At 45.2% G+C, this 26,044-nt stretch carries 32 protein-coding genes; all 32 read right to left on the bottom strand.

Annotation, left to right across the window (positions count from 1 at the left end):
• Positions 1–4 precede the first annotated feature (4 nt).
• The 32 genes from OCC_RS06095 to OCC_RS05940 all read right to left on the bottom strand — a co-directional run bounded on the left by OCC_RS06095 (position 5) and on the right by OCC_RS05940 (position 25,914).
• Entirely contained in the window at positions 5–1,099 is a 1,095-nt protein-coding gene (locus OCC_RS06095; RefSeq protein ID WP_004068469.1) for an ABC transporter ATP-binding protein, read from the bottom strand.
• Between the two features lie 25 nt (positions 1,100–1,124).
• Entirely contained in the window at positions 1,125–2,027 is a 903-nt protein-coding gene (locus tag OCC_RS06090) for a glycine betaine ABC transporter substrate-binding protein (protein ID WP_004068467.1), read from the bottom strand.
• Between the two features lie 79 nt (positions 2,028–2,106).
• On the bottom strand, positions 2,107–2,916 hold the full coding sequence (locus OCC_RS06085) for a ZIP family metal transporter (protein ID WP_004068465.1): 810 nt from the start codon (positions 2,914–2,916) through the stop codon (positions 2,107–2,109).
• Between the two features lie 57 nt (positions 2,917–2,973).
• Positions 2,974–4,308: a type III ribulose-bisphosphate carboxylase gene (rbcL, locus tag OCC_RS06080; protein WP_004068463.1), complete on the bottom strand. Its 1,335-nt coding sequence runs from the start codon at positions 4,306–4,308 to the stop codon at positions 2,974–2,976.
• A 134-nt stretch (positions 4,309–4,442) separates the two neighbouring features.
• Positions 4,443–4,961, bottom strand: coding sequence for a ferritin-like domain-containing protein (locus tag OCC_RS06075; protein ID WP_004068461.1), 519 nt, complete (start codon positions 4,959–4,961; stop codon positions 4,443–4,445).
• 93 nt (positions 4,962–5,054) lie between these two features.
• A complete protein-coding gene (locus OCC_RS06070) occupies positions 5,055–5,678 on the bottom strand; it encodes a hypothetical protein (RefSeq protein WP_148290417.1) in 624 nt (207 codons plus the stop codon).
• Positions 5,679–5,833: 155 nt separating this feature from the next.
• Positions 5,834–6,208, bottom strand: a complete 375-nt coding sequence (gene sorA / locus OCC_RS06065) for a superoxide reductase SorA (protein ID WP_004068456.1) — start codon at positions 6,206–6,208, stop codon at positions 5,834–5,836.
• Positions 6,209–6,218: 10 nt separating this feature from the next.
• Positions 6,219–6,380 carry a rubredoxin gene (gene rd / locus OCC_RS06060; protein ID WP_004068454.1) on the bottom strand — a complete coding sequence of 54 codons (162 nt, stop codon included), beginning with the start codon at positions 6,378–6,380 and terminating at the stop codon, positions 6,219–6,221.
• Positions 6,381–6,458: 78 nt separating this feature from the next.
• A complete protein-coding gene (locus OCC_RS06055) occupies positions 6,459–6,974 on the bottom strand; it encodes a rubrerythrin family protein (protein ID WP_004068452.1) in 516 nt (171 codons plus the stop codon).
• Between the two features lie 87 nt (positions 6,975–7,061).
• Positions 7,062–8,150 carry an NAD(P)/FAD-dependent oxidoreductase gene (locus OCC_RS06050; RefSeq protein ID WP_004068447.1) on the bottom strand — a complete coding sequence of 363 codons (1,089 nt, stop codon included), beginning with the start codon at positions 8,148–8,150 and terminating at the stop codon, positions 7,062–7,064.
• A 10-nt stretch (positions 8,151–8,160) separates the two neighbouring features.
• Complete coding sequence (locus tag OCC_RS06045) at positions 8,161–8,700, bottom strand: ferritin-like domain-containing protein (protein ID WP_004068445.1); 540 nt, start codon at positions 8,698–8,700, stop codon at positions 8,161–8,163.
• A 227-nt stretch (positions 8,701–8,927) separates the two neighbouring features.
• Entirely contained in the window at positions 8,928–9,062 is a 135-nt protein-coding gene (locus tag OCC_RS12985) for a hypothetical protein (protein WP_274517766.1), read from the bottom strand.
• Positions 9,063–9,111: 49 nt separating this feature from the next.
• Complete coding sequence (locus OCC_RS06035) at positions 9,112–9,741, bottom strand: DUF1122 family protein (protein WP_004068441.1); 630 nt, start codon at positions 9,739–9,741, stop codon at positions 9,112–9,114.
• 34 nt (positions 9,742–9,775) lie between these two features.
• Positions 9,776–11,002: an FprA family A-type flavoprotein gene (locus tag OCC_RS06030; RefSeq protein ID WP_004068440.1), complete on the bottom strand. Its 1,227-nt coding sequence runs from the start codon at positions 11,000–11,002 to the stop codon at positions 9,776–9,778.
• Between the two features lie 48 nt (positions 11,003–11,050).
• Entirely contained in the window at positions 11,051–11,497 is a 447-nt protein-coding gene (locus tag OCC_RS06025) for a peroxiredoxin (protein ID WP_004068438.1), read from the bottom strand.
• A 28-nt stretch (positions 11,498–11,525) separates the two neighbouring features.
• The gene (locus OCC_RS06020) at positions 11,526–12,398 is read right to left on the bottom strand and encodes a thiamine pyrophosphate-dependent enzyme (RefSeq protein ID WP_004068436.1); all 873 of its coding nucleotides are present in this window, start codon (positions 12,396–12,398) and stop codon (positions 11,526–11,528) included.
• Positions 12,395–14,107: a 2-oxoacid:acceptor oxidoreductase subunit alpha gene (locus tag OCC_RS06015; RefSeq protein WP_004068434.1), complete on the bottom strand. Its 1,713-nt coding sequence runs from the start codon at positions 14,105–14,107 to the stop codon at positions 12,395–12,397. Before OCC_RS06015 ends, OCC_RS06020 begins: the two co-directional genes overlap by 4 nt.
• 138 nt (positions 14,108–14,245) lie before the next feature.
• The gene (locus OCC_RS06010) at positions 14,246–14,902 is read right to left on the bottom strand and encodes a peroxiredoxin (RefSeq protein ID WP_152880447.1); all 657 of its coding nucleotides are present in this window, start codon (positions 14,900–14,902) and stop codon (positions 14,246–14,248) included.
• Positions 14,903–15,028: 126 nt separating this feature from the next.
• A complete protein-coding gene (locus OCC_RS06005; protein WP_171814836.1) occupies positions 15,029–15,781 on the bottom strand; it encodes an N-glycosylase/DNA lyase in 753 nt (250 codons plus the stop codon).
• A gap of 463 nt (positions 15,782–16,244) precedes the next feature.
• On the bottom strand, positions 16,245–16,862 hold the full coding sequence (gene nuoI / locus OCC_RS06000; RefSeq protein ID WP_004068088.1) for an NADH-quinone oxidoreductase subunit NuoI: 618 nt from the start codon (positions 16,860–16,862) through the stop codon (positions 16,245–16,247).
• 5 nt (positions 16,863–16,867) lie between these two features.
• The gene (locus OCC_RS05995) at positions 16,868–18,043 is read right to left on the bottom strand and encodes an NADH-quinone oxidoreductase subunit D (protein WP_004068087.1); all 1,176 of its coding nucleotides are present in this window, start codon (positions 18,041–18,043) and stop codon (positions 16,868–16,870) included.
• A 10-nt stretch (positions 18,044–18,053) separates the two neighbouring features.
• Complete coding sequence (locus OCC_RS05990) at positions 18,054–18,581, bottom strand: NADH-quinone oxidoreductase subunit C (RefSeq protein ID WP_004068086.1); 528 nt, start codon at positions 18,579–18,581, stop codon at positions 18,054–18,056.
• The gene (locus OCC_RS05985) at positions 18,578–19,165 is read right to left on the bottom strand and encodes a NuoB/complex I 20 kDa subunit family protein (RefSeq protein ID WP_004068085.1); all 588 of its coding nucleotides are present in this window, start codon (positions 19,163–19,165) and stop codon (positions 18,578–18,580) included. The genes OCC_RS05990 and OCC_RS05985 overlap by 4 nt, the downstream gene beginning before the upstream one ends.
• Before the next feature lie 10 nt (positions 19,166–19,175).
• Complete coding sequence (locus OCC_RS05980; protein ID WP_004068084.1) at positions 19,176–20,105, bottom strand: respiratory chain complex I subunit 1 family protein; 930 nt, start codon at positions 20,103–20,105, stop codon at positions 19,176–19,178.
• Between the two features lie 3 nt (positions 20,106–20,108).
• Entirely contained in the window at positions 20,109–21,962 is a 1,854-nt protein-coding gene (locus tag OCC_RS05975) for a proton-conducting transporter transmembrane domain-containing protein (RefSeq protein ID WP_004068083.1), read from the bottom strand.
• On the bottom strand, positions 21,959–23,443 hold the full coding sequence (locus OCC_RS05970) for a proton-conducting transporter transmembrane domain-containing protein (RefSeq protein ID WP_004068082.1): 1,485 nt from the start codon (positions 23,441–23,443) through the stop codon (positions 21,959–21,961). Before OCC_RS05970 ends, OCC_RS05975 begins: the two co-directional genes overlap by 4 nt.
• Positions 23,440–23,781, bottom strand: a complete 342-nt coding sequence (locus tag OCC_RS05965; RefSeq protein ID WP_004068081.1) for an NADH-quinone oxidoreductase subunit K — start codon at positions 23,779–23,781, stop codon at positions 23,440–23,442. The genes OCC_RS05970 and OCC_RS05965 overlap by 4 nt, the downstream gene beginning before the upstream one ends.
• Positions 23,778–24,491 (bottom strand): Na(+)/H(+) antiporter subunit B, encoded by a 714-nt coding sequence (locus tag OCC_RS05960; RefSeq protein WP_004068080.1) that lies wholly within the window; start codon positions 24,489–24,491, stop codon positions 23,778–23,780. The genes OCC_RS05965 and OCC_RS05960 overlap by 4 nt, the downstream gene beginning before the upstream one ends.
• On the bottom strand, positions 24,485–24,760 hold the full coding sequence (locus OCC_RS05955) for a DUF4040 domain-containing protein (protein ID WP_004068079.1): 276 nt from the start codon (positions 24,758–24,760) through the stop codon (positions 24,485–24,487). The genes OCC_RS05960 and OCC_RS05955 overlap by 7 nt, the downstream gene beginning before the upstream one ends.
• The gene (mnhG, locus tag OCC_RS05950) at positions 24,753–25,166 is read right to left on the bottom strand and encodes a monovalent cation/H(+) antiporter subunit G (RefSeq protein ID WP_004068078.1); all 414 of its coding nucleotides are present in this window, start codon (positions 25,164–25,166) and stop codon (positions 24,753–24,755) included. The genes OCC_RS05955 and mnhG overlap by 8 nt, the downstream gene beginning before the upstream one ends.
• On the bottom strand, positions 25,163–25,411 hold the full coding sequence (locus OCC_RS05945; protein ID WP_004068077.1) for a monovalent cation/H+ antiporter complex subunit F: 249 nt from the start codon (positions 25,409–25,411) through the stop codon (positions 25,163–25,165). Before OCC_RS05945 ends, mnhG begins: the two co-directional genes overlap by 4 nt.
• A complete protein-coding gene (locus OCC_RS05940) occupies positions 25,408–25,914 on the bottom strand; it encodes a Na+/H+ antiporter subunit E (protein ID WP_004068076.1) in 507 nt (168 codons plus the stop codon). Before OCC_RS05940 ends, OCC_RS05945 begins: the two co-directional genes overlap by 4 nt.
• Between the last annotated feature and the right edge of the window lie 130 nt (positions 25,915–26,044).

Here is a 26,044-nt window from a genome sequence, read left to right as displayed (position 1 = left end):
ACCCTCACAAGAGCTTTAAAAGAACTTCATTAGCAAGTAAAATGCCAACGGGCTTTTCCCTCTCAACTACAACTCCAAGAAAGGCATTCCTGCGTTTCATCTCAGCCAAGGCGGAAGCGAGTGAATCATCGGGAGAAAATACAAGGGGCTCTATGAGAGCTTCCTCTAAATCCTGCGACTTTAATAGAGATTTTAAATCCGTAACACCTTTAAGTGCTCCTTTTTCCACTATAACTGCAAATTCAAGGTTTTTATCTTTCATCCACTGGAGCAACTCGTCCTTTCTCTGCACCTCCACTGTGTATTTCTCAACATCCACCATGAGGTCTTTCACCTTCAGGGTGTCGAGATGCTTGAACTTCTTGTCCGCATTAACTAACTTAGCAACGAAATCATCCGCTGGATTAAGCACTAGCTCATCAGGATACCCCACCTGAACGAGCTTTCCGTCTCTCATTATCGCTATTCTATCGCCGAGCTTGAAGGCCTCCTCTATGTCGTGGGTTACGAAAACAATAGTCCTTCCAAGAACTTCTTTTATTCTCAAAAACTCTTCCTGAAGTTGCTTCCTCAAAATAGGGTCTAAAGCCCCAAAGGGCTCGTCCATAAGGAGGAGGGGAGGGTTTAAAGCCAAGGCCCTTGCGAGGCCAACCCTCTGCTGTTGACCACCACTTAGCTGGTGAGGATAACGAGTGGCGAAGTCTTCAGGAAGGGCCACGAGGTGCAAGAGCTCTTTAACCCTCTTATCAATCTCTTCCTCACTCCAGCCCTCCAGTTTCAAAAGAAGTCCTATGTTATCTCTCACAGTCATATGAGGGAAGAGTCCTATCTGCTGGATAACGTAACCAATGCTCCGCCTCAGCTTGACAACGTCAAACTCCCTCACGTTGCGCCCGTTGATGAAGACCTCACCCTCATCTGGCTCAATAAGGCGGTTTATCGTCCTTAAAAGGGTTGTCTTTCCGGAGCCGCTCGGCCCTATGAGTATTAAAAGTTCACCGCCTATGATCTCAAGATTGACATGATCAACAGCCGTGAAATCCCCGTATCTTTTTGTAACATCTCTGAGCTCGACGTTCTCGATTCTGTTGAAGAGCATCCCCATCACCAAAATAAGAAGGGAGTCAGCCCTTGATGAGGCCTTTCTCGATTAAAAACTCTCTCGCTATTTCCCTCGCATCCTTCTTCTCCACGTCGTACTGGTAGTTAAGTTCTCTCATCGTGTCAGTGTCAATGAGCCCCTCGAGCTTCTTGAGGACTTCCACTACTTCCGGATATTTGTCGGCGAACTCCTTCTTGACCAAAATGACGGCATCGTAGGGCGGTAGAGCTCCTTTATCGTCCTCGAGGATTTTGAGGCCGAATAGGTCGACTCTCGCATCGGTCGTGTAGGCGGAGATGGCATCAACCTGTCCGTTCTTTATTGCCTCGTACATAAGCGTTGGCTCCATCTGCTTTACTTCCCCAAAGGTGAAGCCGTAGACCTCCTTAATCCTCGGAAGACCATCGGGCCTCGTTGCGAACTCCGGGTCCGTTCCAAGGGTCATCTCCGGAGCGTAGGGTGCTAAATCGCTGAGCTTCTGGAGGTTGTGCTCCTCGGCAAATTCTTTCTTAACGGCTATTGCATAATCGTCCCTAAAACCGAGCTTTACGAGCGTTAGAACGCCGTCGCGCTTTAACATCTCTTCCTTGCTTTTCTCGTAGACGTAATCGGGATCCCACTTCTCCGGGGGATCGAGCTTGAGGATGTTGTTGTAGGCAGTTCCCGTATATTCTACATAGACGTGAATCTGGCCCCGTTTTAACGCCTCGTAGTTGACGAGGGTTCCGCCGAGGCCCTCTTTAACCTCTGCCTTGAAGCCGTTCTCCTCAAGGAGAAGAGCTATCATGTGGGCTAAGATGTACTGCTCGTTAAAGGGCTTAGAACCTATCACTATAGTGGGAACTTCTTCCTTCTGGCCAATGCAACCGCTTAAAAAAGCGACTACAATCAAACCAGCTAAAGCCAATGCACCAATTCTGTTCATCTTTACACACCTGTATTTAATTGTTCGGTCTTTCTAATAAAGTTTTCGAAAAATTAAAAACAAAAGTGCCAACTTCGAACTACCCAAGCATCGAATCAAGGAAGAGCATTATATAAAAACCTAGGAAAAAGCCAGCAGTTACTAAAAGTTCATTCTTCTCGTGTTTGTAAATCTCTGGAACCATTTCCTTTACCGTTACGTAGAGCATTGCTCCCCCTGCTAAACCAAGACCGTAAGGGAGCAAGCTATGAAATATTGTGAAGAAAAACGCCCCCACAAGAACCATGATCCATTCTGCAACTCCGCTTAAAGCTCCCATCAGAATGGGCTGGAACCTTTTCTTTTGAAGGGTCGCAAGGGGTAATGAAACAACAGTCCCCTCGGGGAAATCCTGTATTCCTATGGCTATTGCCGTCACAACCCCTGTTTTTAGGTCAAAGACAATAGATGTTCCAACTGCTAAGCCTTCGGGCAGGTTGTGTATTATGACTGCCAAAACTATCAGCCAAACAACCCTCAACTTGTTCTTGAGCTCTTCAGGGCCTTCGTAGCCTTTAACCAAATGCTCATGAGGTACAAAGCGGTCGATAGCGTATATAAGAACTATTCCAAGCAAAATTCCCACTCCGGCAGGTACAAAGCTACCAGTGGCTTCAATCCCCGGAAGTATTAAACTCGTAAAGCTCGCAACAATCATTACCCCAGCGGCAAAAGATAAGCTGAAGTCCATACCCCAATCAGGCATCTTATGGGAGATTATCGCAAGCAACGAGCCAAGAGTCGTCATTAAGGCCACAAAAAGACCTGCATAAAAAGCAACCATCATCAAATTCCCATTGGAAACTGCAAGAAGGTACGTGCTCAATGATGTTACGAAATTTTCTAACATAATTAGGTCACCCTAACTAAAAGTTAAGCGAAGAAAATATATAAAAGTTGCGGAGGATCAAATCGGAGTCACATGCCCCCACTTTTCTAAAGCCCTTGCGAGCTCTTTATGGGTCTTTGCATATTCTTCTAGAGATATTCCCTGCATTATGGCATCTATTGCCTGTCTTACCGCCTTAGCTCCAGCAACAGGTCCATCTGGATGGCCAAGGGTTCCTCCGCCGAGCTGGAGGACAATGTCGGTTCCTAAAGCCTCTATGACCGCTGGCAGGTTGCCCGGATGTAATCCACCGGAGCTCGTTGGAAATGCCGGCTTTATGTGGTAGAACTTCTGCTCAAGGTGGAATACGTCGTTTTCATCGGGCTTGTAATGGTTCTCCCTTAAGATTCTAGCGTTTTGAATAACGTCCCACTTGCCACCTTCGAGCTTTCCAGCACCAGCAGTTCCCACGTGAAGCTGGTCAATGCCTATGAGCCTGTAGAGCTTGGCAAGGACGAACATTGAAATTCCGTGGTAGGGATTTCTTGTGAAGGTAGCGTGCATTGCCCTGTGTCCGTGTATGGCCAAGCCGTAGTCCTCAGCCAAGTCCCTTATATACTCCAACGCTCCCCATCCAGTTATGACGACGTCAACCATCGCATGTTTAAGTCCAAGGTCTGCAAGGAGTTCAAGCCTAGTTTCCATTTCCCTTATGTCCGCAGTTATGTTGGCGAACCATGTCTTCTTCTCTCCGGTTTCGCTCTCGACTTTTTCAATTATTCTCGCCATTATCTCTGCTCTCTCCTCGAAGCGGTTATACCACGGACTTGTAAGATTTTCATCGTCTTTCATGTAGTCCGCTCCTGCAGTGAGAAGATCGTAGGCAAGCTTCTCAAACTCTTCTGGAGAATAGCCGACCTTTGGCTTTGGAACTACACCGTAAATTGGTCTGTCTTTGATTTCGAGCATCTTCCTTACTCCCTCTATACCAAAGGCAGGCCCATTGAACTCCCTGATAATCTTCTCGGGCAAGTAGAGGTCTTCAAGGCGGAGACCTTTCACTCTCTTCATTCCAAAGACGTTCCCAGCAATGCTCGCAAGAAGTCCCGGTAAATTGGCTTCTTCAAAAGCGTGGAACGGATAGGCAATCTTAACTATCCAGCTTCCATCCCCCATGTCGTGGAAGTCATAAGCTTTTGCAGATAAATCTGCCCACCTTTCTTCCTCATACCATGGATAGAGGGTAGTCCATGTTCCCGTTGAGCTTTCAGCAGCGACTCCCCCCGCGGCTTGCTCAATTGTATACCCTTCAGCCGGAGTTATCCTAAAAACGGCTATGATGTCTCTCTTCTTGCTGGACTCATAGCCTTTGTCCACATAGTAGTCATATATCTTGTCAAACTTTTCGGGCATTTTTCACACCTCCTTATTAGTTAGGTTTTCCTAACTATTAAGCCTTTCGTTGGGTGGCATAGAAATAGAAAAGCGGAGGTTATTAAGCTTTCGATAACGGCAAAAAAGAGAAAATGCCTATCAGAGCACGGGTCTCAAGGTCCAACATGCATCATCTGGCTGTACATCTCCCAGTCGAGGAGGAGCTCGTATTCTGTCTTTAGGATAAAGTAATGTGTATTTTCCATTGAGGCCAGATACCTAAGAAGACCTTTCTTTGCATTGTCATCCGTCATCTCTTCGAGCTTAGAATAGAATTCTTTGGCAATCCTCTCCGCTTCCATAGCCCATCTAATGAGTTCCAGCATATCCTGAACGTTTTTAATTTTCTCTGCAACGGGCTTTAACTCTGGCCCCACATGTTCCTTGGGGAACGCTATCTCCTCTCCGGGGAACGACTGGGCGTAAAGCTTCCTTAAAAATTCCTCGTGCTTTTCCTCCTCCCCAGCGAGAAACTCTAGCTTCTTCCTTAGAGTCTCTATCTCAACATTTGCTGCCATGCTTTTGTAAAACTCCCTTGCCCCTATTTCCGCCTTTATAGCCATTCCCAAGAGCTCCTTCAGAGAGAACTCATTCACCTTTTCAAGGGGAATCCCCATGTCAATCTCCACCATTTCTTTCACCTCATTTCAAAAACAAGACATTTATTAATAGGGCTTTTCCATACTAAAATCTTTCCATCAAATAAAGGTTTTAATGACAACCTCCTAACTCGAATATAAAAGTCTCATGGTAGAATTGCCAAGCCTTTCAGCTGCCACGTAATGGAGCCTCACTAAGGTGTAAATCCACAGGCTCATGGAAAAGAAATACACTGCTGAGGCAATTTCTACAGCAAAGATGTTGAGCCAGATGAACACTACAAAAGCCCAAGACGATATTCCTGCAAGCTTCTTATACTCTTCAGGGGTTCTAACATAGCCTGATATGGCATTGATAAGAAGAAGAACTGCTACTGAAGAGGCTAGCTCAACGGTATAAAAGCTCTCCCTTACAAAGATGGCACTCCCAGCTACAATACTAACTTGCAAGAGCATTGTCCAAGTAGCCCTAACAAGTCCACTTTCCGAGAGGGAATAGGCTATTAAAACAGGCCCCAAAAGTATTGCAATGGTTACAATGCCCCTATGAACTTCAAACATTGTCGCGATAAAGCCGAGTGAAGTTAGTATTCCTCCAAAGAGGATGTACCAAGAAAGCCTTCTATGCCCCAAAAAGAAGTTCTCAATCTTTCTTGAAAGGTTCCAGGTAAGGAAAATTCCCGCAAGGGTCAGCACTCCACAGAGGCCCATAAGAGTTTGATAAACACTTACCATGCTCCCATCGTCCAAGTTTTTACCCAGATAAATTGGGAAGAAAAAACTAAATAAACCTTCCGGTAAACTTTTGTAGATTTTAGAAAACACGCTAAGTTTGTTCCCAAGAAAAGCTCCATACTCTTAAACATCTGGAGAGTCCAAAACAAACAGAAAAAAGTAGAAAAGGGTCACTCAAGCTGAACCTCGTTCTCCCAGAGGCCGTGGATGTTGCAGTAACTCAAAGCATAGAGCTTGCCCTTCTTCTTGGTCTTGAGTACAAAGTAAGCTATGGGCTCTGTGTATACATCACTCGTGTTTGGGCCGTTTACAGACTCTCCATGGGCTGTAAACTCAGCCCTTCCAACATGGTAAACAAAGTTCTCGCCCTCTGGTAAGAAGTAAAGCTCTATGTATCTGATGTGGTGCTCGGTGGTGTTTGGATGAGGTATCTCTTTACCAACTTGCACCTTAACTTTAACAAGCTCTCCTTCCCTTTCGTACTCTATAACGGGGACGTGCTTTTCTCCTTTCCAGTCCCCACTCCTTATGGTTTCACCGATCATCTCGGTCACCTCATTCTATCTTTTCAAACATGTCTTTTGGAGCTCCACAGAGCGGGCATACCCAATCGTCTGGCAAATCTTCAAACTTTGTTCCTGGGGCAACTCCACTATCAGGATCCCCAGCTTCCTCATCGTATATGTATCCACAAACTATGCACTTCCACTTCGCCATGTTTCCACCACCCTAATATTGTTAGACTAACCTTATAAAGTTTGCGCCCCGAACTAAATGGGGCAAAAAACGAAAGAGCTACTCAAACACCACGAACTTTTCTCTTGGAGCACCACAAACCGGGCAGTACTCCGGAGCCTCATCAATTGCTGTGTAGCCGCAAACTGGGCAGATGTAGACCTTCTTTATCTCTATGTCTTTCTTCTGCTCCGCAAGTTCTTTTGCTTTCCTATAAAGCTCTGCATGGATTTTTTCGGCTTCCAAGGCATAGTGAGTGCTTCTAACGGCTTCTTTCTCTCCTTGAAGCTCTGCCGTTGCTTTATAAACGGGGTACATTTCTTCAACTTCAAAGGTCTCGCCATCAATAGCAACTTGAAGGTTATTTGGAGTGTCTTTAACGTTGCCCAAAGCTTGGTAGTGGTTTCTTGCATGAACAAGTTCAGCAAAGGCTATAGCTCTAAAAAGCTTCGCTATGTTTGGAAATCCTTCCTTCTCAGCCACATCCGCAAAAATCATGTACCTCATATGGGCCATGCTTTCCCCAGCGTATGCTTCCTCAAGAAACTTCTTGGTCATTTTTCTTTCAACCACCATACCCATCACCTCAAAACGGCATTATTAATTTCGATAGAGAAATATAAAAGGTTTTCTCTCCGAAATTTATAAGATAGGGAAAGAACATCACAGTTCATCTATGCTAACTCCAGCTTTTATCTTTTTCTCCAGCATCATTGCCTTCCTTATGTCCTCCATAACAACAGCTCCGACTATCTTGCCTCCTTCAAGGAAAACTTTTGTCTTCTTATCCAGCCACTTTCCCCCTCCCCTTGTTTTTCCAATCAGGGCTATTGGGAAATTTCCAAATTTGAAAATTGTGGAACGGAATTCAAAGTCATACCTGTCTTCTCTACCTCTTAAAAGGTTAGCAAGGACTCTCGCATGCCCCATGGCAGCCTTTGCAGTGCCGCAGATTATTCCATTGTACTCGGCGCAATCTCCGATAGCATACACATCCTTTGCCGAGGTTCGGAAATGATCATCAATCAATATTCCCCTCCCGGCGTGAATACCGCTTTTAACGGCTATTTCCTTGTTGGGGACAATCCCAAAGGCACATATCTTGACTTTTCCATTTACGTAACCCTTATCCGTAAGAACTCCCTCTTTATCTGCCTTCAGCGCATTTGCATTGAGATAAAACTCCACCCCATCGCATTCGAGCTTCTCCATTATTACTTTCGTGAGCTCTTCATCAAGGCCAAGGAGATTACTCCCTCTGTGAACTAACTTAACTTTGTAGCCTGCTTTTGCCAGGTTCCCAGCGAGCTCAAGACCTATAAATCCACCGCCAAGTATCAGAACCTCTTCATATTTTTCTATTTGCTCTTTAATTCTCTCGGCATCCTGGAGTGTTCTAAGGGTGTGTACAAACTCCTTGCCCTCAAGAGCTGGCTCTCTTGGCCTGGCACCGGTGGCTATAACTAAGACATCGTAGGGTATCTCGCCCTCACTTGTTATCAGCCTTTTTCGAGCCCTGTCTATTAACTCCGCTCTTGCCCCTAGATTCAGATCTATTCCTTTCTTTTCGTACCATTCAAGGGAATACGGAAAGAGCTTTTCCTTATCAATGAACCCTGCTATGTAGTGACTCAGCATAGGTTTACTGTAATGCGGAACCTTCTCCTGCTCAACTATAGTTATTTCCTCTCCAGAAAGCTGATTGGCTAATTCCACTCCCCCGGGTCCATTTCCAACTATGACAATCCTCATATGCCTCCCTTCAGAGAACTCTTGGCTTGTAGTAGATTTCCACCTGATTGAATATCACATGAGCGGGGATATCGGCATAATCCGGCTTTCCTCTCATGAGCCCCTCTAGATATTCCTTGTGGGCTTCGATTGCTTTGTAATGAGCTCTCTCCTGCGTTGCCAAGAACTCAAAAAGAGCCTCATGCTCAGGCAGTCTTTTGGCCAGAAGTTTATAGACTCTCTCTGCTACCCTTTCGTTCATTAGTGCAGTCCTCATAGCCTCAACCATCCCACCCAAGGTTACGGCATTGACAGTACTCTCAAGGAAGGGAATTCCCTGAGGCACTGGATAGCTTTCATCTCCGAAGAGTTTTTTGTATAAGTTTAGCAAGAGTAATCTATGTGCCTCTTCCGCCTTTGCGAGGTCTTTAAAGAAGTTCTCTATAAGCTCACCCTTTCCCTCCGCAAGTTTGAGGTAAAAGGCTTTGGCATCTTCTTCAGAGGCTATTGCATAGCCTAAAATTTCCTTTTCAGAAAGGGCTTCCAGTCTTTTAACAATATCTTCTTCCATGAATACACCTCCTACGTTAAAGATTTTCTCATGGGTATATTTAATGTTTACTAACTGCTTCTTGAGTTGCCAAGTATTCAAAGACGTCCCTATGTTCAGGGGCTTTTTTGGAGAGATAATTATAAATCCTGTATGTGTTTTCTTCGTTCTCAAGAACGATCCTAAGGGCATCAACTAAGTTTTCACAGGTTTCGGTGTATAAGAAAGAATGAACCCACGATACGCCTTCAACTAACTGCAATAATCCCCGGAAGGGCTTGTTCAAGTTCTCTCTCAGAAGCAATCGCATAGCTTAGTATTTCTTTTTCAGAAAAAGCTTCCAGTTTCTCAATAATATTGCTTCTTTTTTCCACAAAAATCACCTGAATATAATTGCACCTAATGTTATTTAACACTTCCTGAAAGAAATCTTCATATGAGTTCGTTTAGCGAATTTAAAAGCATTTGTCCTCTTTTTAGTGCCCCCAAAAGATGTCTGTCCGTTATCTCACCTCTTTCAAGGAACTCTTCGAGTTCTTTCCTTATGTTCAAAAGATGAACTCGTCTTTGCTCTTCGTTTAAGGGTTTTTCGGCCTGGAGTTTTTCTCCCCCTTCTTTAAAGCCCTCCGGGAAGTACCAGTCCTTGAACCATGTAAAGCCCAAGTTAAAAAGCTTAAAGCCGAGCCTTGTTGTTGGAGCCGGAGCTCCAAAATAGAGAGCCCTTTTGGTTTCAAGGTCTTCAACATAGCTGACAAAGATATGCTCTCCCGGTTTTAAATGACTCGCAAAAAGCTCCAGCAAGGTATCTTCTACAGGAGAATTGAAGTACAACAACCCAACGTTTGGAGTCGGATTTATGGAGGAAACCTCAACCCAAGAGCTGTAGTACCTCCTACCAAAATAAACCCTTGCGTAAAGGAGGTGGTCTCTTAAAGAACCCTTCTCAATGAAAATCTCAAGAAGAGCCTCGTTTGGGAATCTGCCGGGGTATTTTTCCGCATATATCTCAAATTCTCCAACTTTAATTCCACTCAGCAGTTTTTCAACGGCGTTTTCAATCATAAGGGCACCTCTAAAAATAAATTAGAGATAAGGCTTACCTTCTGAGCCTTTTTACGAGTTCTCTAACCCCTTCCCTGATTCTTACCTCGTCTTCTGGCGTAGTTCTGCCCTTTACTTCTATTGTGTCCACGTGGTCGAACTTTGACCTCTTGATTAGTGTCTCTATCTCTCTCCCAGCTACCCCTGCCCATCCGAATGTTCCTAGTATAAGAACAGGCTTTTCATAGTTGGCTTTATCGAGCATCTCATAGAGAAGATACCTTATCCTCGGGTGTATGCCCGCTTCATATGTTGAAGCCCCAATGACAAGGGCTTCACTGTCTGGAACTTCTCCAAGAATGTCGCTTACCGCTGGAGCCTCTTTGTCGGTATATCTGTAAACTACTGGAGTGAAGCCGAGCCTTTCTAGCTCGTTAACTGCCACTCTAACGCTCTCCTCAACGAAGCCGTACATCGAATCGTAAATCACCAAAACTTTACCTTTCTTTGGAACTCCAGCACCGACTTTTTCATAGTGTTCAAAGATTTTCTGTGGGTTCTTACGCCATATCAATCCATGCCCCGGAAGGATCATCCTAACATCGTCCACTATGCCGAGCTCTTTTATCTTCTCAATGTTCTCCACGATGTACTTGTGGTAGTGGCCGATAACAGTAACTATATACTTGGTAACGTGGGGGAGGTACCTCTCAACGACTTCATCGTCACTGTCATCTATGGCTTCGGGAATTGAGTATCCTCCTCCTGCATCACAGCTAAAGATTATTTTGTCCTCAACAACATAGGTTATCATGGTATCAGGCCAGTGAAGCCATGGAACTGTTATGAACTTTAAAGTCCTGCTGCCTATCTTCAGCTCTTCTCCGTCTTCAATTGCATGAACGTTCTCTTTAATATCATAAAACGCCTCTAAAAGTCTTTTTGCAAATACAGTGCCTATGATCTTCGCCTTGTACCCGTTTAATTCGAGAAGTCTTGGCAAAGCCCCGCTGTGATCCGGCTCCATGTGGTGGACAACTATGTGGGTTATCTCCTTGGGATCAACTATACTTGAGAGTGCTTCAAGAAATTCATTGGTATAGTCTTTTTTCCAGGCATCAAAAAGAACAACTGCACTATCTGTCTTCATGAGGTAAGCATTATAGGTTATTCCTTCCGGAATGTCCCACGTTGCCTCGAAGTATTTTATTTTGTCATCGTCAATCCTCAAAAGGTAGAGCTCGGGTTCATCAAGAAGTTTCTCTATCCAAACCTTTGGCATTTTTTCACCACCCCAATTTAGTTTAAAAATAGAAATATAAAAAGCTTTTCACCCTTCCAGAAACTCGAATATCTCCTCCAAGTTGGGAAGCTCCCTTATTGGGTAAACTTTGTAGAAGGCTATCTTCCCTTCTTCATCAACCAAAACGTTTGCCCTTTCTGAAATGCCATCCTTTTCTCTAAAAAGTCCATATAGCTTTGCAACCTTGCCATGAGGCCAAAAGTCGCTCAGAATCCTGAGTTTCTTAAGCCCCATATGTTCAGCCCAGGCCTTTTTACTCGGTACGGGATCAACGCTTATACCAACCGGGAGAACGTTTAGGGTTTCAAATTTTTCGTAGTTTTCTTCCAAAGCTTTCATCTGCTTTTCGCAAATACCTGTCCATGCCAGTGGGTGGAAGGATAGGAGAACTTTCTTCCCTCTAAAATCCGAAAGCTTAAATTCCTCCCCATTTTGGTCTTTCAACACAAAATCCGGTGCTTTTTCTCCAATCACCTTACTCACCCCAAAAATTTATAAAAAATCAAAACGTTCTCTTAGCCTCCAAAATTTTTCCAATTTCTTCAAGCTTAGACTTCCTCCGCCACAGCGGCGTTTTGTCCCTCTTATAAGCTGGAACCTGCTCTTCAAAGGTTGGCTTTTCGTGGATGTAGAACACTCCCAGCGGGAGGGGATCGCTCTCTATAGCTCTCTTAAATGCCTCCTCCCTATCGTACGGGTTGTGGTCTTTCATCCAGTAAGTGTGCTCGCGATACCATTCGTAGGTGTTCACCTTGTTGAAGCTCACACATGGATGGAAAATGTCTACTATGGCTAATCCTTTATGCTGGATTGCCTTTTTGATTATCTCCACGCTCTCTTTGAAGTATCCCATGAAAGTCCTTGCTACAAAAGATGCATCCAGAGCTATTGCCAAGGCTATTGGGTTGAAAGGCTCTTCAAAGACTCCCCAAGGTTGAGTAGGAGTTTTCATCCCCAGCATTGTTGTGGGGGAAGCTTGGCCTTTAGTCAAACCATAAATCTGGTTGTCGTGGACTAAAACCGTTATGTCTGGGTTTCTTCTTATGGCATGGAGAAGGTGGTTGCCTCCCTCAGCGTACATGTCTCCGTCTCCACCCTCCGCTATTACCGTCAAAGAGGGATTTGCGGCTTTAACAGCTGTGGCTATTGGAATAGAACGACCGTGAAGGGTATGATAGCCGTTAACGTTTATGTAGTGGGGCATTTTTGCCGCTTGGCCAATTCCGCTTATTATGACAACATCCTGCGGCCTTAGGTTGAGCTCGGCAAAAGCAGATCTCAAGATGTTCCTAATACCGAAGTTCCCACACCCGGGACACCAGGCTATGTCCTTGCTTCCGGGTCTTTCGGGTTCAAAAATAAGCGGAGAGATCATTCTAACACCCCCTTAAGAGCATCAAGAATCTCTTCAACGGAGAAGGGCCTCCCATCATACTTCAAAATCTTGTGATGGATCTCTAGCCCAAACTCTTTCTTTAAAAGCTCCGCAAACTGTGCTGTAACGTTTTGCTCGATGTCTATTATCACTTTGCCTTCCAAGAGACCTTCAACCTTCTCGGGCAGAGGATACACCCACTTAAAGTGCAGAAACGCTACGTCTTCCCTGTTGAGAACTTCGAGGGCTTCTCTTATCACATGGTAGGTTGAACCCCATGCGACAATGACGTATTTTGCGTCCTCTCTCCCCACAAGTTCCGGCATCATGGCATTTTTCCTTATTGTTTCAAGCTTCTTTATTGCCCTTTTCTCCTGCATCAGCCTCGAAAGTTCCTCGTCTTCGGTTATGTCTCCCCACTCGTCGTGTTCGTTTCCGTTAGCCACCACAACGCCCTTTCCGTATCCGGGAATGCTCCTTGGAGAGATGCCATCTTCGGTGAGCTTGTATCTCTTGTAGTCCTCATCACTCTCCACAATGTACTTTTCCACCTTAATTTTGCTTAGATCAAGCTCTGGGAGGTTGTAATAGGTATCGACAAAGTATTGATCCGTTAGGATTATCACAGGCACTTGGTATTTGTCCGCTAAATTGAAAGCCTCTGCCGTAAGGTAAAAAGCCTCCTCAATGCTCCCTGGTGCGAGAACTATTCTTGGAAATTCACCATGGCCAGAATAAAGAACAAGGTTCAAGTCGCCTTGCATTGTTCTTGTGGGCAATCCCGTTGCCGGACCGGGTCTTTGGGCGAGATGGATTACCACTGGATTTTCTGCCATTCCAGCTAAGCTTAGGGCTTCGCTCATCAAGGCAAAGCCGCCTCCCGAGGTTGTTACCATTCCCCTTGCACCGGCGAACCATGCTCCCAGAGCCATGTTTATTGCAGCTATCTCATCCTCTACCTGCTCCACGATTATTTCAAAGTCCTCGGCATGCTGGGCAGAGAAAACCGCAACACCTGTGGAGGGGCTCATGGGATAAAAGCTCAAGAAGTTCATTCCCCCAGCGACTGCACCCAAGGCTACAGCCTCGGTGCCGCTTAAAAGAATCTCTTTCTTAACGTTTTCGTCTCTTTTAACCTCAATTCCAATTGTTCCCTCCTCACACAGCTTTACTCCAAGCTCGTAACCTTTCCTAGCGGCTTCAATGTTTTTTAACACAACCTCTTCTCCTTTGCTGCCAAATCTTTTTCTCAGATATTCCTCGAGAGCCTCAAAGTCTCCGTGGAAGAGTCCAACCACAACTCCCGCTGCTATTGTGTTTAAATACAGAGGACTGCCAACTTCTTTTGCCATTTCATTGAGGGGCACTTCAACAAAGTTTACTCTGCTGAGGTATTCCTCCTCAACGTTTTCCTTTTCGCCCAAAACCACTGTGTTCTCTGTGAGCCTCTTTTCCACCCAAGGAAGAACTCCACGCTTGAACGGGATTAAGATATCGATCCTCCTTACAAATGCTCTTACCTTTTTTGATGATACTCTGATTTCGGTGGTGTTTATTCCACCTCTAACTCTTGACATGTACTCTTTGTTTGCATAGACGTTATAACCAGAAAGCTTCAAAACTCTTGTAAGGATCTCTTCAACTGTCTGAATTCCCTGACCTGCTGCACCACCCAAAACAATAGAAACATCTTCCTTAAACTCGACCATATGCCATCACTTCCAATAAAGTTCGACTTTCGTCATAATAAGGTTTGCGGATTAGGTTTATATAATTTTCTTCCAAAGCCCTAACAATGAAGAAAGCAAACAAGCTCTGAGAAAAAAGACAAAGTTAAAGAAAAGAGATCATTCAAGCTTTTTGTAACAGAACCACCAGTCGTAGCACTCTATCTCGCCCTTGGCTTTGGCCTCTTCGCGTTCTTTAACTTGGTCAACTGTGCTAGCTGGTGGAACAATGACTTTGTCACCTATAAGCTCATTGTTGGGCCACTTGTGGGGCAAAGCAACTCCCTTTTCTGTGCTTATCTTTAGAGCCTTGACGAGCCTTAAAATCTCGTCCCAATCTCTACCAACTTCGGCTGGGTAATAGACTATTGCCCTGATAACGCCTTTGTCATCAACTACAAAGACCGCCCTGGCTGTTATTGTTGCACCACTCGGTATCATGCCGAGTCTATCAGCCAAGTCTCCCCTGTCGTCAGCGATAACTGGGAAGGTTATTTCCTCACCGAGGTTCTCCTTAATCCATTCCATCCATTTGATGTGGCTGAATACTTGGTCAACGCTGAGTCCTATGGGCTCAACACCAAGTTCTCTGAACTTATCAATTCTCTTTTGTAGAGCGTAGAACTCCGTAGTACAGACGGGAGTGAAATCTGCTGGGTGGCTGAAAAGCAAGAACCACTTGCCCTTTTCTGCAAAGTAGTCTGGGAGCTTTATTACCCCGTGGGTTGTTTTTACCTCAACCTCTGGAAACTTTTCACCGATAGCTACCATCTCCATCACCTCATTTTGTTTTCATATGGAACTTTTGAAGTTCGAATATATAAAACTTTCGGTTTTCCTAACAAAACTCAGAAACCCTAATTAGTTCAGCGACGTTCCCATCTTTAAGTTCGAAAGAATAACTCAAAGAGACACAAGTTGTAAAACTAGCTCGGATTTTTCACAGTGCTTTTTCAGTCTCCCAATGACCCTTCTATCTCCTCCAAGTACGGGCCAGAGGATAGAATCTATGTGGAGGGGCGGCACACCAACTTCCCTCGAAATTTTTCTCCAGAATTTTACTGGCTCCTCGGATGTAAATCTTTTTGTGTAGTTTTCGATTCTGAAGTCTTTTGGGATGTCGATTTCCATTGGATAGGGAATGAACTCTTTGAAAGCTATCCTTGATGCATAGCCGAACATTTTTACAGCAAAAACAATGGTTTTTGCATCTTCCTTTGAATTCATGACCCTTGCCAAATGATCCCGAAATCTCAGCATATTGTGATAGTAATCCCTTAAATCCTCCATCGTTAGGGAGCTTAAAAAAGGCTCCAGCTTTTTAAGACGATTTAACTTCGGCTGGATTAATCTCCTGTTGGTTTTTGAGTTTGGCAAAAACTCGGAGTAAGCCGCTACGATGCCTTTTGGAGGGTTTTTTGAGAAGTATCTCGAGAACTCCCACCACCACTTTTCTCCTTTAGCAGAAAGCTGATAGCTAACTATTGAATTGGCTATCACAAGCTTGAGAAAGAGCTCATCATCATTAAGGTTTTTGTAAAGGTTCTCCAAAGCTGAAAACTGCAGGTCAACCTTCTCCTCGATGGTTCTAGCGCATTCAATACCGAGTTCTTTAAGAATGCTCTTGAGGGCTTCAACTTTCAATTTTCCCACCAAAAAGAAAAAGGAGTAGAGCCTTATAGAATTTGCGAAAAAATAAAGAGGTTACTTTTTTCTTTTGAAGGCCTCGCCTTTCAGGGCGGGGATGCAGTATTCGGAAATTCAGCCCTTTAAACCAAAACCCTTTTAAACTTCATAGTGTAGTAAGGCCTCGAAGAGGCCAAATTTAATAACCCGATGAGATGAGGGGGTTTCGCGTTACCACTCCGACTTGGAGTGGTTAGGACGCCGACAGGCGTCCTTCAAAAACTGCCCTTTGAGGCAGTCAAAAACCAAAGGTTTAGCCTCTGAAACCATAACCCCGAGTCCCCTTTGGGGTAGGGGTAACGGGGGCGAGACCGTCCCCTCGGGCTGAACCGAAACCGGCAACGGGAGTAGGGAATGAGTCGCCCGTAAACCTTCCCGCTATTGGCGAGGGGTTAGCTCGTTGGAACCCTCACCTTTCAAGGCGGGAAGGAGGTCAGTCGGCTTTCTTTTCTTCTTTAGCTTCTTTCTTCTCCACAACTTGAGGCTTTGCCGGTGGTTTGATGCCATAGCCGAGAATCCTGAACTCTACAACCTCACCATCTCTCAAGATGTATCTAACTTTACCCTCCTCGAGGTGCTCTATCTTAGCTAGGGGGTGCCTGTAGTCTTTGAACTTCCTTACCTTCTCCTCTGGAAGTGGAACCCAGTCAAAGAGCTCGAGCTCTTCCTCTTTCCACTCGGTTGTGAGGATGTAGTTTTCCACATAGCCTAGGGCATTTGTTGGACACACATCAACACAGAACTGGCAGAAAGTACAGCGTCCGTAGTCTACTTTAGGATGGGGTCTCTTTTCCCCCTCTATCCAAGTCATCTCTATTGCCCTCGCAGGACATATCTGGCCGCACATATTACAGCCTATGCACGTTTTCCAGTTAAGCGTGTGGAACCCCCTATACTTCTCGGCTATTTGCGTTTGTTCATAGGGGATCTTAATGGTGACGGGCTTTTTGAAGAGGTACTTAAGCCCAAGCCATGGCTTGAGGAATGAAGGTTTCTTCTTGACTTTCTCCTCCGGGGCAACTTTAAATTCAATCTGCTTTGCGCTCTCCATTTTTATCACCTATCTATATCGGGTGGGCAGTTATCAAGGCTCACCAAAATCACGGGCACGTCTGCCAACCTTGCTCCCACTAAAAGTTGCTCTATCACTCTGATTCCGTGGGCTATACTTGGGCCTCTTATCTGAACCCTGTAAGGCTTGTTTCCTCCATCGCTTACGACATAAGCTCCAAAGTCCCCTTTACTTGATTCCACGTGAGCGTAAGCGTCTCCAGCTGGAACTTTAAACCTTGGAAGAGCCTTGAAGCCAGCATGCTCTACCTTATAGGGACCACTTGGCGGCCCCATTTCAAGGAGCTGTTCGAGGATGTAGAGATCCTGTTCAAGTTCAAACCTTCTTACGAGAGCTCTTGCCAACGAGTCTCCCTCTCTAAGCACTGGCACCTCGAAATCAAGCTCTGGGTAAAGGAGATATGGGTCGAACTTTCTAACATCAGCTCTAACTCCCGTCGCTCTGAGGTTTGGCCCGGTTACGCCTTCTTCTAAGGCAAATTTCTTGTCCATAACCCCAATTCCTTCAAGCCTCTTGAATGTGATGTAGTTTTCGAATAGGACGTTGTCAAAGTCTTTAAGCTTGTCTTTTAGATACTCCACAGTGTCCTTCAGCTGCCTTAACCACTTGTCTCCGGGTATGTCCCTTCTAACTCCTCCAGGGATTGTATAGATGTGGTAAACCCTCGCTCCAGTAAGCTGCTCGAAGAGCGCCATGAACCTCTCTCTATAAGCGGCAGCCCACTGTCCAGCGGTATAAACACCTAGCTTAAACGCCATTCCCATAGTCCAGAACAGGTAAGCACTAACCCTCGCCATCTCGAGGACTGTTGTCCTAATCCACTGAGCTCTCTCTGGAACCTCCCATCCCATGAGCTCATCAACGGCCATTGAGTAGATTGCCTCCGGCACATCCGGCTCAGGAACACATATTCTAAGGAGGAGGGCTATGTTGGTATACCAAGGCCTATATTCGGCAAGCTTTTCAAAACCTCTATGGAGGAATCCTGGGTTAGCTATGGCTTTGACTACCCTATGACCATCCATTTTAAGGATTAGGCTGTAGTTCTCGGTGGCCATGTGTTGCGGCCCAAAGAACAACTCGTAAGTGTCCTTCTCAAGGGGTAAAAGCTCCATTCCGTTTTCTCTCGCTTCTCTAATTAACTCTTGTTGTGAAACCATCTTTCTCACCTCAGATCACATAGTTCTCCTTATCCTCTTCAAACCTATCGAGCAGTTTGTACTTCCTCTTGACATAGCTAAGCATGTCAAAGTCCTTTCTGTGAGAAACCCCAGCTTCTCTGTCCTCATCTTCGAGAATCCATGGCATTTCAAGCTTATCGTTACCTTCAAAGGTTACCTTGTAGAATTCATGAGCGTCTCTCTCGTAGGTTTCAGCTACAGGATAAATGTCCCTAACACTTGGAACCTTTGCTTTATCAACGTCCCTTGGAATCCTCGTCTTTACAAAGGCATGAACTGCATATGTGTAGCTCCACATCTGGTAAACGAGTTCTATCTCTCCATCTTTTGGCCAATCAACCGCCGTTATCTGCATCATTGACTCAAAGTTGTTTTCCTTGAGGAGAGTAAGAAAGTCCCTTATCCTGTCAGCTGGAATCTTGAACTCTATTCTTCTCTGCCTTCTAACCTTTCCCTCTGCGTACGGTGCTTTTTGAAGTATGGTATCTACGATTACCTGCTCTTTTTCAAGGTTCATTGCTCTCCTCCCCCGATTTCTCTCTTCTTGTTCATAAGCCAGGGTATCCATCTTCTCGCGGTTCTCTCTCTCCAGCCCTCGCCAAAGAGCTCGTCTTGGTTCTTCTTGTAGTACTCGTAGTTTTCCTTATAGCGCTTCCATCCATCGGCTTTGCCCGTCTCGATCAATTCCATCATCTTTTCTATTCCGTCCATCACAGCCTCTGGCCTCGGCATACAACCGGCTATTGCCACATCCACCGGGATGTACTTATCAAGGTGCTTTATTGCGTTGTAAGCGTCCCAATAAATGCCGCCGTTAAGGGGACATGAACCGTGGGCGAGTACGTACTTAGGATCGGGCTGCATCTCGTAGGTTATGATTATCCTCTTGAGGGTCTTTGGAGTTACATAACCGGTGATGAGGAAAAGATCGGCCATTCTCGGCGCTGGGTTGGGCATCATACCGAAACGCTCTAGGTCATATCTAGAGGTCATTAATGGGGGCATCTCTATACCCCCACATCCTGTACAAAATGCAACAATCCACATGCTTCTTTTTCTCGCAAAGTTGATGAGCGGTTCATACAACCTCCAATCTACCATCTCTACCACCTCACAAGCTTGCTAAGATAGCTCCAAGAGCCGCTATAATTGTGGGCCACTTCCAGTAGAACTTTGCAGCCTGGTCTATGGTGAACCTCGGGAATATTGCGCCCATGAAGGTCGCCACTAATAGCACTGCTACCTGTTTAATAAGGACTATTACCAAGCTTGCTATTGTGTTGAGTATTGAGCTTGAGAAGGCTGTAACGACGGCTCCTCCAAGGAATATGTTTGCAAAGAATAATGTCTCTGCAAATAATGCTATGGCGTGCTGTATCTGCAGTATTCCCATGTGCTTGCCGCCGAACTCCACCATTGGTCCAAGGGAAATCTCACCTGGGGCAATCATTATGTCGAATGGCTCTTTTCCAAACATTGCCTGTAAAACGATGTCGTAAGCTATCGCTGCCAGCAACAGCGGAAGGTGGATTATGCTCCACCCCATTGTTTGCTGGGCCATGACTATTTCGTAGGTGCTGAAAGTTCCGTAAAATTCAGCCAAGGCTACTATGGCAAATCCAAGCGGTACTTGAATTGCTAAAAGGGTAAGCAGTGCTCTCTGGGCACCAATACCTGCATAGGGGTTTCCTGAGCTCATTGCTGCAAACATTATTCCCAGCATTGGGATTTCGAGGAGGAAGGTGATGAGGATTAGATCACCATAGGCTCTAAGGACTCCAATGCTGCCAAGTGGAATGAACATCAAAGCCAATATTGTCGCTCCTAAAGCGTAGATTACGCCGAAGTCATAGATCAAACCGTGGGTTATATTGCTCTTCTTGGAGAGGAGCTTTATTGTATCAAGGATGGGCTGATAAATCGGGGGCCCAACTCTCCTGTGAATTCTTGCCGTAACTATTCTGATTATTCCCATGAACATGAACCCTACAAAGGTCGCATAAATTAAAATTAGGAAAGCCTTCAAAGCGGTTTCAATCATTCTTCACACCCCCCACAGTGCAAGGATTAGCAAGATTATTGCCAGATACCACGCGTAGCTTTGGGCGCTTCCATTGTAAATATAGCTCCTCAAAACCTCGGCCAAGTCCTCAACCCATGCCCCTATGTCCCGATAAAGTTTATCGAAGCTTATTCTGAGCCAGAAGGCAAGGGCCTCTTTTAGTGGAAGGAAGAAGTTCCTCCTTATGGTTAGGTTGTACTCCATCGTAACGGGGTTAGCAGATTGGTAGGTATCTGTGACCGGAACCTTCCTGACCTTTGCCCCAAGGAAGTAGATTATTCCAGCGATTATGATACCTACTATAAGGTAGATGAGTATTGCCAATGCGTTGTATCTTCCAAAGCCTAAATCAAGTACAAAGAGGTTTCCGCCGATAACTTCCTTTCCAAATATTTTGTTGAGTTCTCTGGCAACTAATCCCGGAGCTATACCTAAGACAACGTTGAACAATGCCAATATCGCCATCGCTATCGCCATTGGTAGCGGGGCGTCCTTGGTGTCGTCAAGATCGGTTGGTCTTTGCCCGAACCACACCGCGTATGTGAACCTGATGAGGTAAACGAAACCTATTGCGCTTCCAAAGAAGACCATGCCACCAAGTATTGGGAGATTTTGGCTTATAACTGCTTCAAAGAGCACCCACTTGCTCGCGAACCCAACAAGTGGGGGTATTCCGGCTAAGCTTAAAATCGCCACGAATGCCATTGCAAAGGTGAAGGGCATCTTCTCAGCCAATCCTCCCATGTCCGCAAAGGTCGTCTTGCCTGTGCGGTAGACAATTGTAGCAACTATGAGGAAGAACAATCCCTTAAAGAGTGCGTGGCTTAGAGCGTGGAAGAGGGCAGCCTGCATACTTAAAGCCGTGCCCACTCCTATACCCACTAGTATGTAGCCGATTTGGCTTATACTTGAATAAGCGAAGAGCTTTCTTATGTCCTCTTGAAGAGCTGCTAAAAGACCACCGACAATTATTGTTAAACCACCAAGGAAGGCTATTATATAACCGAACTTTGTAGTGCTTCTAAACCCTCCAAGCTCAATCGCTAGGCGAGTCCCCATAAGAATGTAGAGCATTACAAGGCCGTAAACTCCAGCCTTGCTTAGAACTCCGCTGAACATCGCTGTATAGCTCTGGTTGGTCTCGGAGTAAGCATCGGGTGCCCACACGTGGAGTGGGAACATTCCCGCTTTAACTCCAAACGCAATTAGGAAGAGGAGATATATAAGGGCACTCTCACCTTTGCTGAAAACCGTATCTGCTCCAAAAGCCGCCGCATAAGCTTCTTTGTACATCGCCTGCTGTATCTGGGCAAAGTCAAACGTGCCGAGCTTTGCGTAAATCATTCCCAGTGCAATAAGCATCGCATACGCTCCAAAGACGCTCAGCAGGAAGTACTTAAGTGATGCAGCTCTGTTGTAGTGGAGAACCATCATAAAGCTCGCAAAGGTCATTATCTCCCAGAAGATGAAGAAAGTCATAAGGTCGTTTGCGAGGAACACTCCAAGTACTCCGCTGAGGCTCATTAACGCAAATAACCATTCATAGCTGTCTCTACCCGTAGATACTAGGGCAAGGATTGCCGAAAATCCTACCAAGGCACCTATTCCTAGGAAGAACCAGTTCAGTGTGTTTAGAGCAAAGGTCAGCTTAAAGACGCCCAAGTTGAGGACAAAGCTAAGGCCTTCGCCTGTCTTCTGGTATAGCAGAGCGGTGTATCCGAGTGAAACCCCAGCTCCTAAAACACCAAGGATCTCTCTAATGCCTTTCATGTCAATGAGCCACGCCAGAGCACCGGCTATTAGGGGAGCAAATATAACTAAGGCAAGTTCGTTCATGGGTTCACCCCCATTAGAGGAACGTTCTTAACATATTGGGCAACGTTGAAGATATCATTTCCAGCTTTCTGCATAACATTCCAGAATGGCTCTGGATAGATTCCAATGACTATTATCAACGCCACCAGCAAGAGCATCACCAATGCTAGCACGCTGTTTTCCTTCACTTTCTCGCCCTCTCCCTTGAACCATATTGTGTGTATCAGCCTTATGTAATAGGTAGCCTCCACCAAGCTTGCACCCAAGATCAATGCGACCACCCAAGTGTACTGGGCATTTAACGCGGCAAGGATAAGTTGCATTTTGCTCCAGAAGATGTTGAAGAGTGGTACCCCAATGATGCTTATCGCGCCAATTGTTATTGCAAACGCAGTCACTGGCATTCTCTTTCCTAAACCTTCAAATTTGTCCATCTCTGCCCCTCCAAGCTCCACTGCAACATAGCCAACTGCCAAGAACATAAGGGCTTTAACTATTGCGTGATTAAACATATGAAATACGCTTGCGCTTACACCGTTTGCTGTTCCTAAGGCTAAGCCCACGGCAATCAGACCAACTTGGGCTATACTGGAATAGGCAAACATCCTCTTGACATTGCTCTGTCTTAACGCACTCATCTCGCCTATAATAACAGTGAGGGTTCCCAAGATTATCAGCAATCTTAGGATTGAGCTCCATCCTTCTGCGGCACTGAGAATATACAGAATCCTTCCAATTGCATAGAGAGAGGCTTTAACGACAAAGGCGGAAAACATTGCCGTCACTGGGTGTGGGGCTTCTTGATACGCATCAGGCGCCCAGGCGTTAAGTGGGAACTGCTCTGCCTCAACTGCCAATCCAAAGATAAGCAACGCCAGTCCAGCTTTGGCAGCAGTGGGGTTAATTAAATGTGCCAATTGTGCAATGTGAGCCATGTTAAGTGTTCCGAGGCTTCCGTAAATCAAGGCGATGCCGACGAGGAAAAAGCTTGAGCCAACTCCTCCGAGGACAACGTACTTTAGAGCAGCTTCACTCGCTTCTCCGGTTTTATTGTAAGCGGTTAATGCATAAGCACTTATTGCGGTGATCTCCATGAAGACGAAGAGGTTGAAGATATCTCCAGTGGAAATCATACCGGTTGCACCGAGCATGAGAAGCAAGAACAACATTGCGTATTTGTCCTTTGGTTCAATGCTAACGGCTTTAATGCTAAAGATTGCCATCAGAAAGCTGGCAACTGCAATAACTAAGACGAAGAGTGCTGCAAAGTGTCCTATATAAAGATTGATTCCAATAGGAGGCCTAAATCCTCCTGCTAAGACTATTATTGGTTTTCCTGTTGTGTAAACTTCCTTGAACACTAAAGCGGCAATTCCACTTTGTATTAACGTCACCAAAGCCAAGAATGGCATTACTGCATTTTTACTTATTCTCTTGAGTATTGGAATGAAGAATGCACTAAACAACGGTAACGCGATGAGGAGTGAAGCGTACTGACTCATCCCCTCAACCTCCTTATCTCTTCTACGTTAAGGGTCTTGTACTTCTCGTAGAGGTTTATAACAACACTCAAGGCCATTGCAGTCGTTGCAACACCAATAACTATTGCCGTAAGAACCAAAGCCTGGGGGATTGGATCTACAGCTTTGTCTGGGGTTATTCCCTCGCTAAGTATGGGTGCACTTCTCCCGCTAACATATCCAACACTTATGAGCAGTAAGTTAACCCCAGTTTCCATTATGCTAAGCCCAACAAGCATCTTAAGGACGTTTCTCTTTGCCAATACTGCGTAAAATCCAATAAGGATTAATGCGATTGAAGCAAAGTAGTACGGGTTCATTGCCCTCCCTCCTCGGGCTCTTTAACCATGTTGTCAACGATTCCAGTAAGTTCAGTACCGACCTTTATCCCAATTAGGGTATAGATTATTGGTATGAACCCCGCACTGAAAAGCCTTCCAATGTTCTCCTTTCCGATTCCCCATGTTTGCCATATCCAGTCAAAGAGGAAGTAGCCCCCTATTGCTAAGCCTATAAGACCAACCGTAACATAGCCAACACCGGCGAGACCTTCGAGGGGCTCAAAGATTTTGTGATCTATTTCGTAGACCGTGAATGCCAAGTAGAGGAACAGGAACGCTGTTGCGATTGTTGCCCCACCGGGAAATCCTCCACCCGGAGTCAGGTGTCCATGAATGAAGATGTAGGCTCCAAAGAGCATTATGAACGGTAAAAGGAGCCTTGCACCGGTTGTTAAAACAACGCTTCCCTCTGTTTTTGCCGTTCTCTTCCTCTTCTTTCTCCATAGAAGGGCGGCAACACCTGTGGAAGCTATGAACAGCACGGTAACTTCTCCTAGAGTATCAAAACCTCTGTAGTTAACGACCACAGCGGTTACAGCGTTTACTGCTCCAGTATCTTCCTTAACATGCTCGAGGTAGTATTTGCCTACGAGCATTCTATCTTCTCCGAAGGGAACTTGATCGAGGGCCTTTGCCATCCAGAAACCTATTATCAAGATGAAAACTATGGCAAGGATACGCTTCACCATCTCACCCACCATCCCGTGCCTTCTTCCTCACTCTCGTATCTCTCGGTTCTCTTTATTGCGAAGATAAAAACTGCAGCACTCAAAGCGGCTCCTATAGCTGCCTCAACCATAGCTACATCCGGTGCTTGAAGGAAGAAGAAGGCTATTGAGGCGAATAAGCTTACTGCAGCCATTCCAACTACCGCTGCCAAAAGGTCTCTCCATTCAACTGCGAAGATTGCGGAGATTACCATAAGAGCGGCTATAAAAATAGCAACCCAGTCACTCATTCGTCTCAACCTCCTGTGAAGGTTCTTCTAACTTCTCCTTTATTTCTTCTACTCGCTCCAAGGAGCTTTCTGCCTCTTTGTACCTGTCCACAATACTGCCCTCCCACAAAGGCACTCCACTCTTGTAAGCAGCTCTGATTAATGCATGTGCCGCTATTGGATTCGTGAGGAGCAGAAATACGGCAATTATCAAAGTCTTTGGAATCCAAGAGTAACTTCCCACTTCTCCAATGGCCCATATCCCAGTTCCGATTATAACGCCAAGGGATCCCAATGTAGCGCTCTTGGTTGCAGTTTGCATTCTGTTGTAAACATCGGGCATTCTAATGAGACCTAATGAGGAGAGCACGTAGAAGAATGTTCCGAAGAGCACAAGGGCTTGGCCAATTATTGAGGCAACGCTCATAGACCTCCCTCCATGTATCTGGCGAAGGCTATAACTCCAACGAAAGCAAGAACTGCATAAACTAACGCCACGTCAAGGAATATTGCTCTCCTGTAGTAGAGGGCAAACAGCACCATCAGCCCGGTGGTTAAAGTGGTCATTATGTCCACCGCAACTATTCTGTCGGCTGTCGTTGGTCCTCTGAAAAATCTGTACATGCTTAAAACAACAGCAAGGGCAATTAGGATTAGATAGACCTCTATCATTCGAAGATCACCTTCAGGAATTTTTCAAAAGGTTTTGTTATGTTCTCAGAAGCTCCCTCTACACTTTTGTCTTTAACATCAATCCAGTGGATGAAGTAGCGATCGCCTTTAACATCTAGAGTAATTGTACCTGGAGTCAAGGTTATTGAATTGGCAAGGGCCAGCTTTCCAACGTTGTTGGTGAGTGTTGTTTTACATTCAACAATTCCTGGGTTTATTGGTCTTTTTGGGTGCAAAACACGGTATGCAACGTCTAGATTTGCCATTATCATTGCCCAAAGGAAATAGGGTATGTACGCTATGAAATACAGCACCCTTTTTGGATTAAGGTTTCCTAAGCCTCTCTCTGTAAAAACTTCGTAGGTCAGCGCTCCAACCACTAATGAAAATATCGCTCCAATGGTGAGTTCTTGAGGATCAAGGCTGCTGGTTAAAAACAACCAAATAATAAACAATATCAAAACAGTATAGATGTATCGGCTTATCCTGCTTGCTTCTCCCATTTAACAACCCTCCACAAGCCAAGGTTGAAATTTTTTACACCTAACGTTTCTAACCTTTATTGGGGATTGATATTTATAAACCTTATCAAAACACCAAAAGGTTAAAAACCAATGGTTAAACAAATAAAAA

Source organism: Thermococcus litoralis DSM 5473 (genome assembly GCF_000246985.2).
In the GTDB taxonomy this organism is placed as follows: domain Archaea; phylum Methanobacteriota_B; class Thermococci; order Thermococcales; family Thermococcaceae; genus Thermococcus_A; species Thermococcus_A litoralis.
The sequence above is the reverse complement of the archived record's forward strand: the minus strand, read 5'-3'. Positions and strand labels throughout refer to the sequence as shown.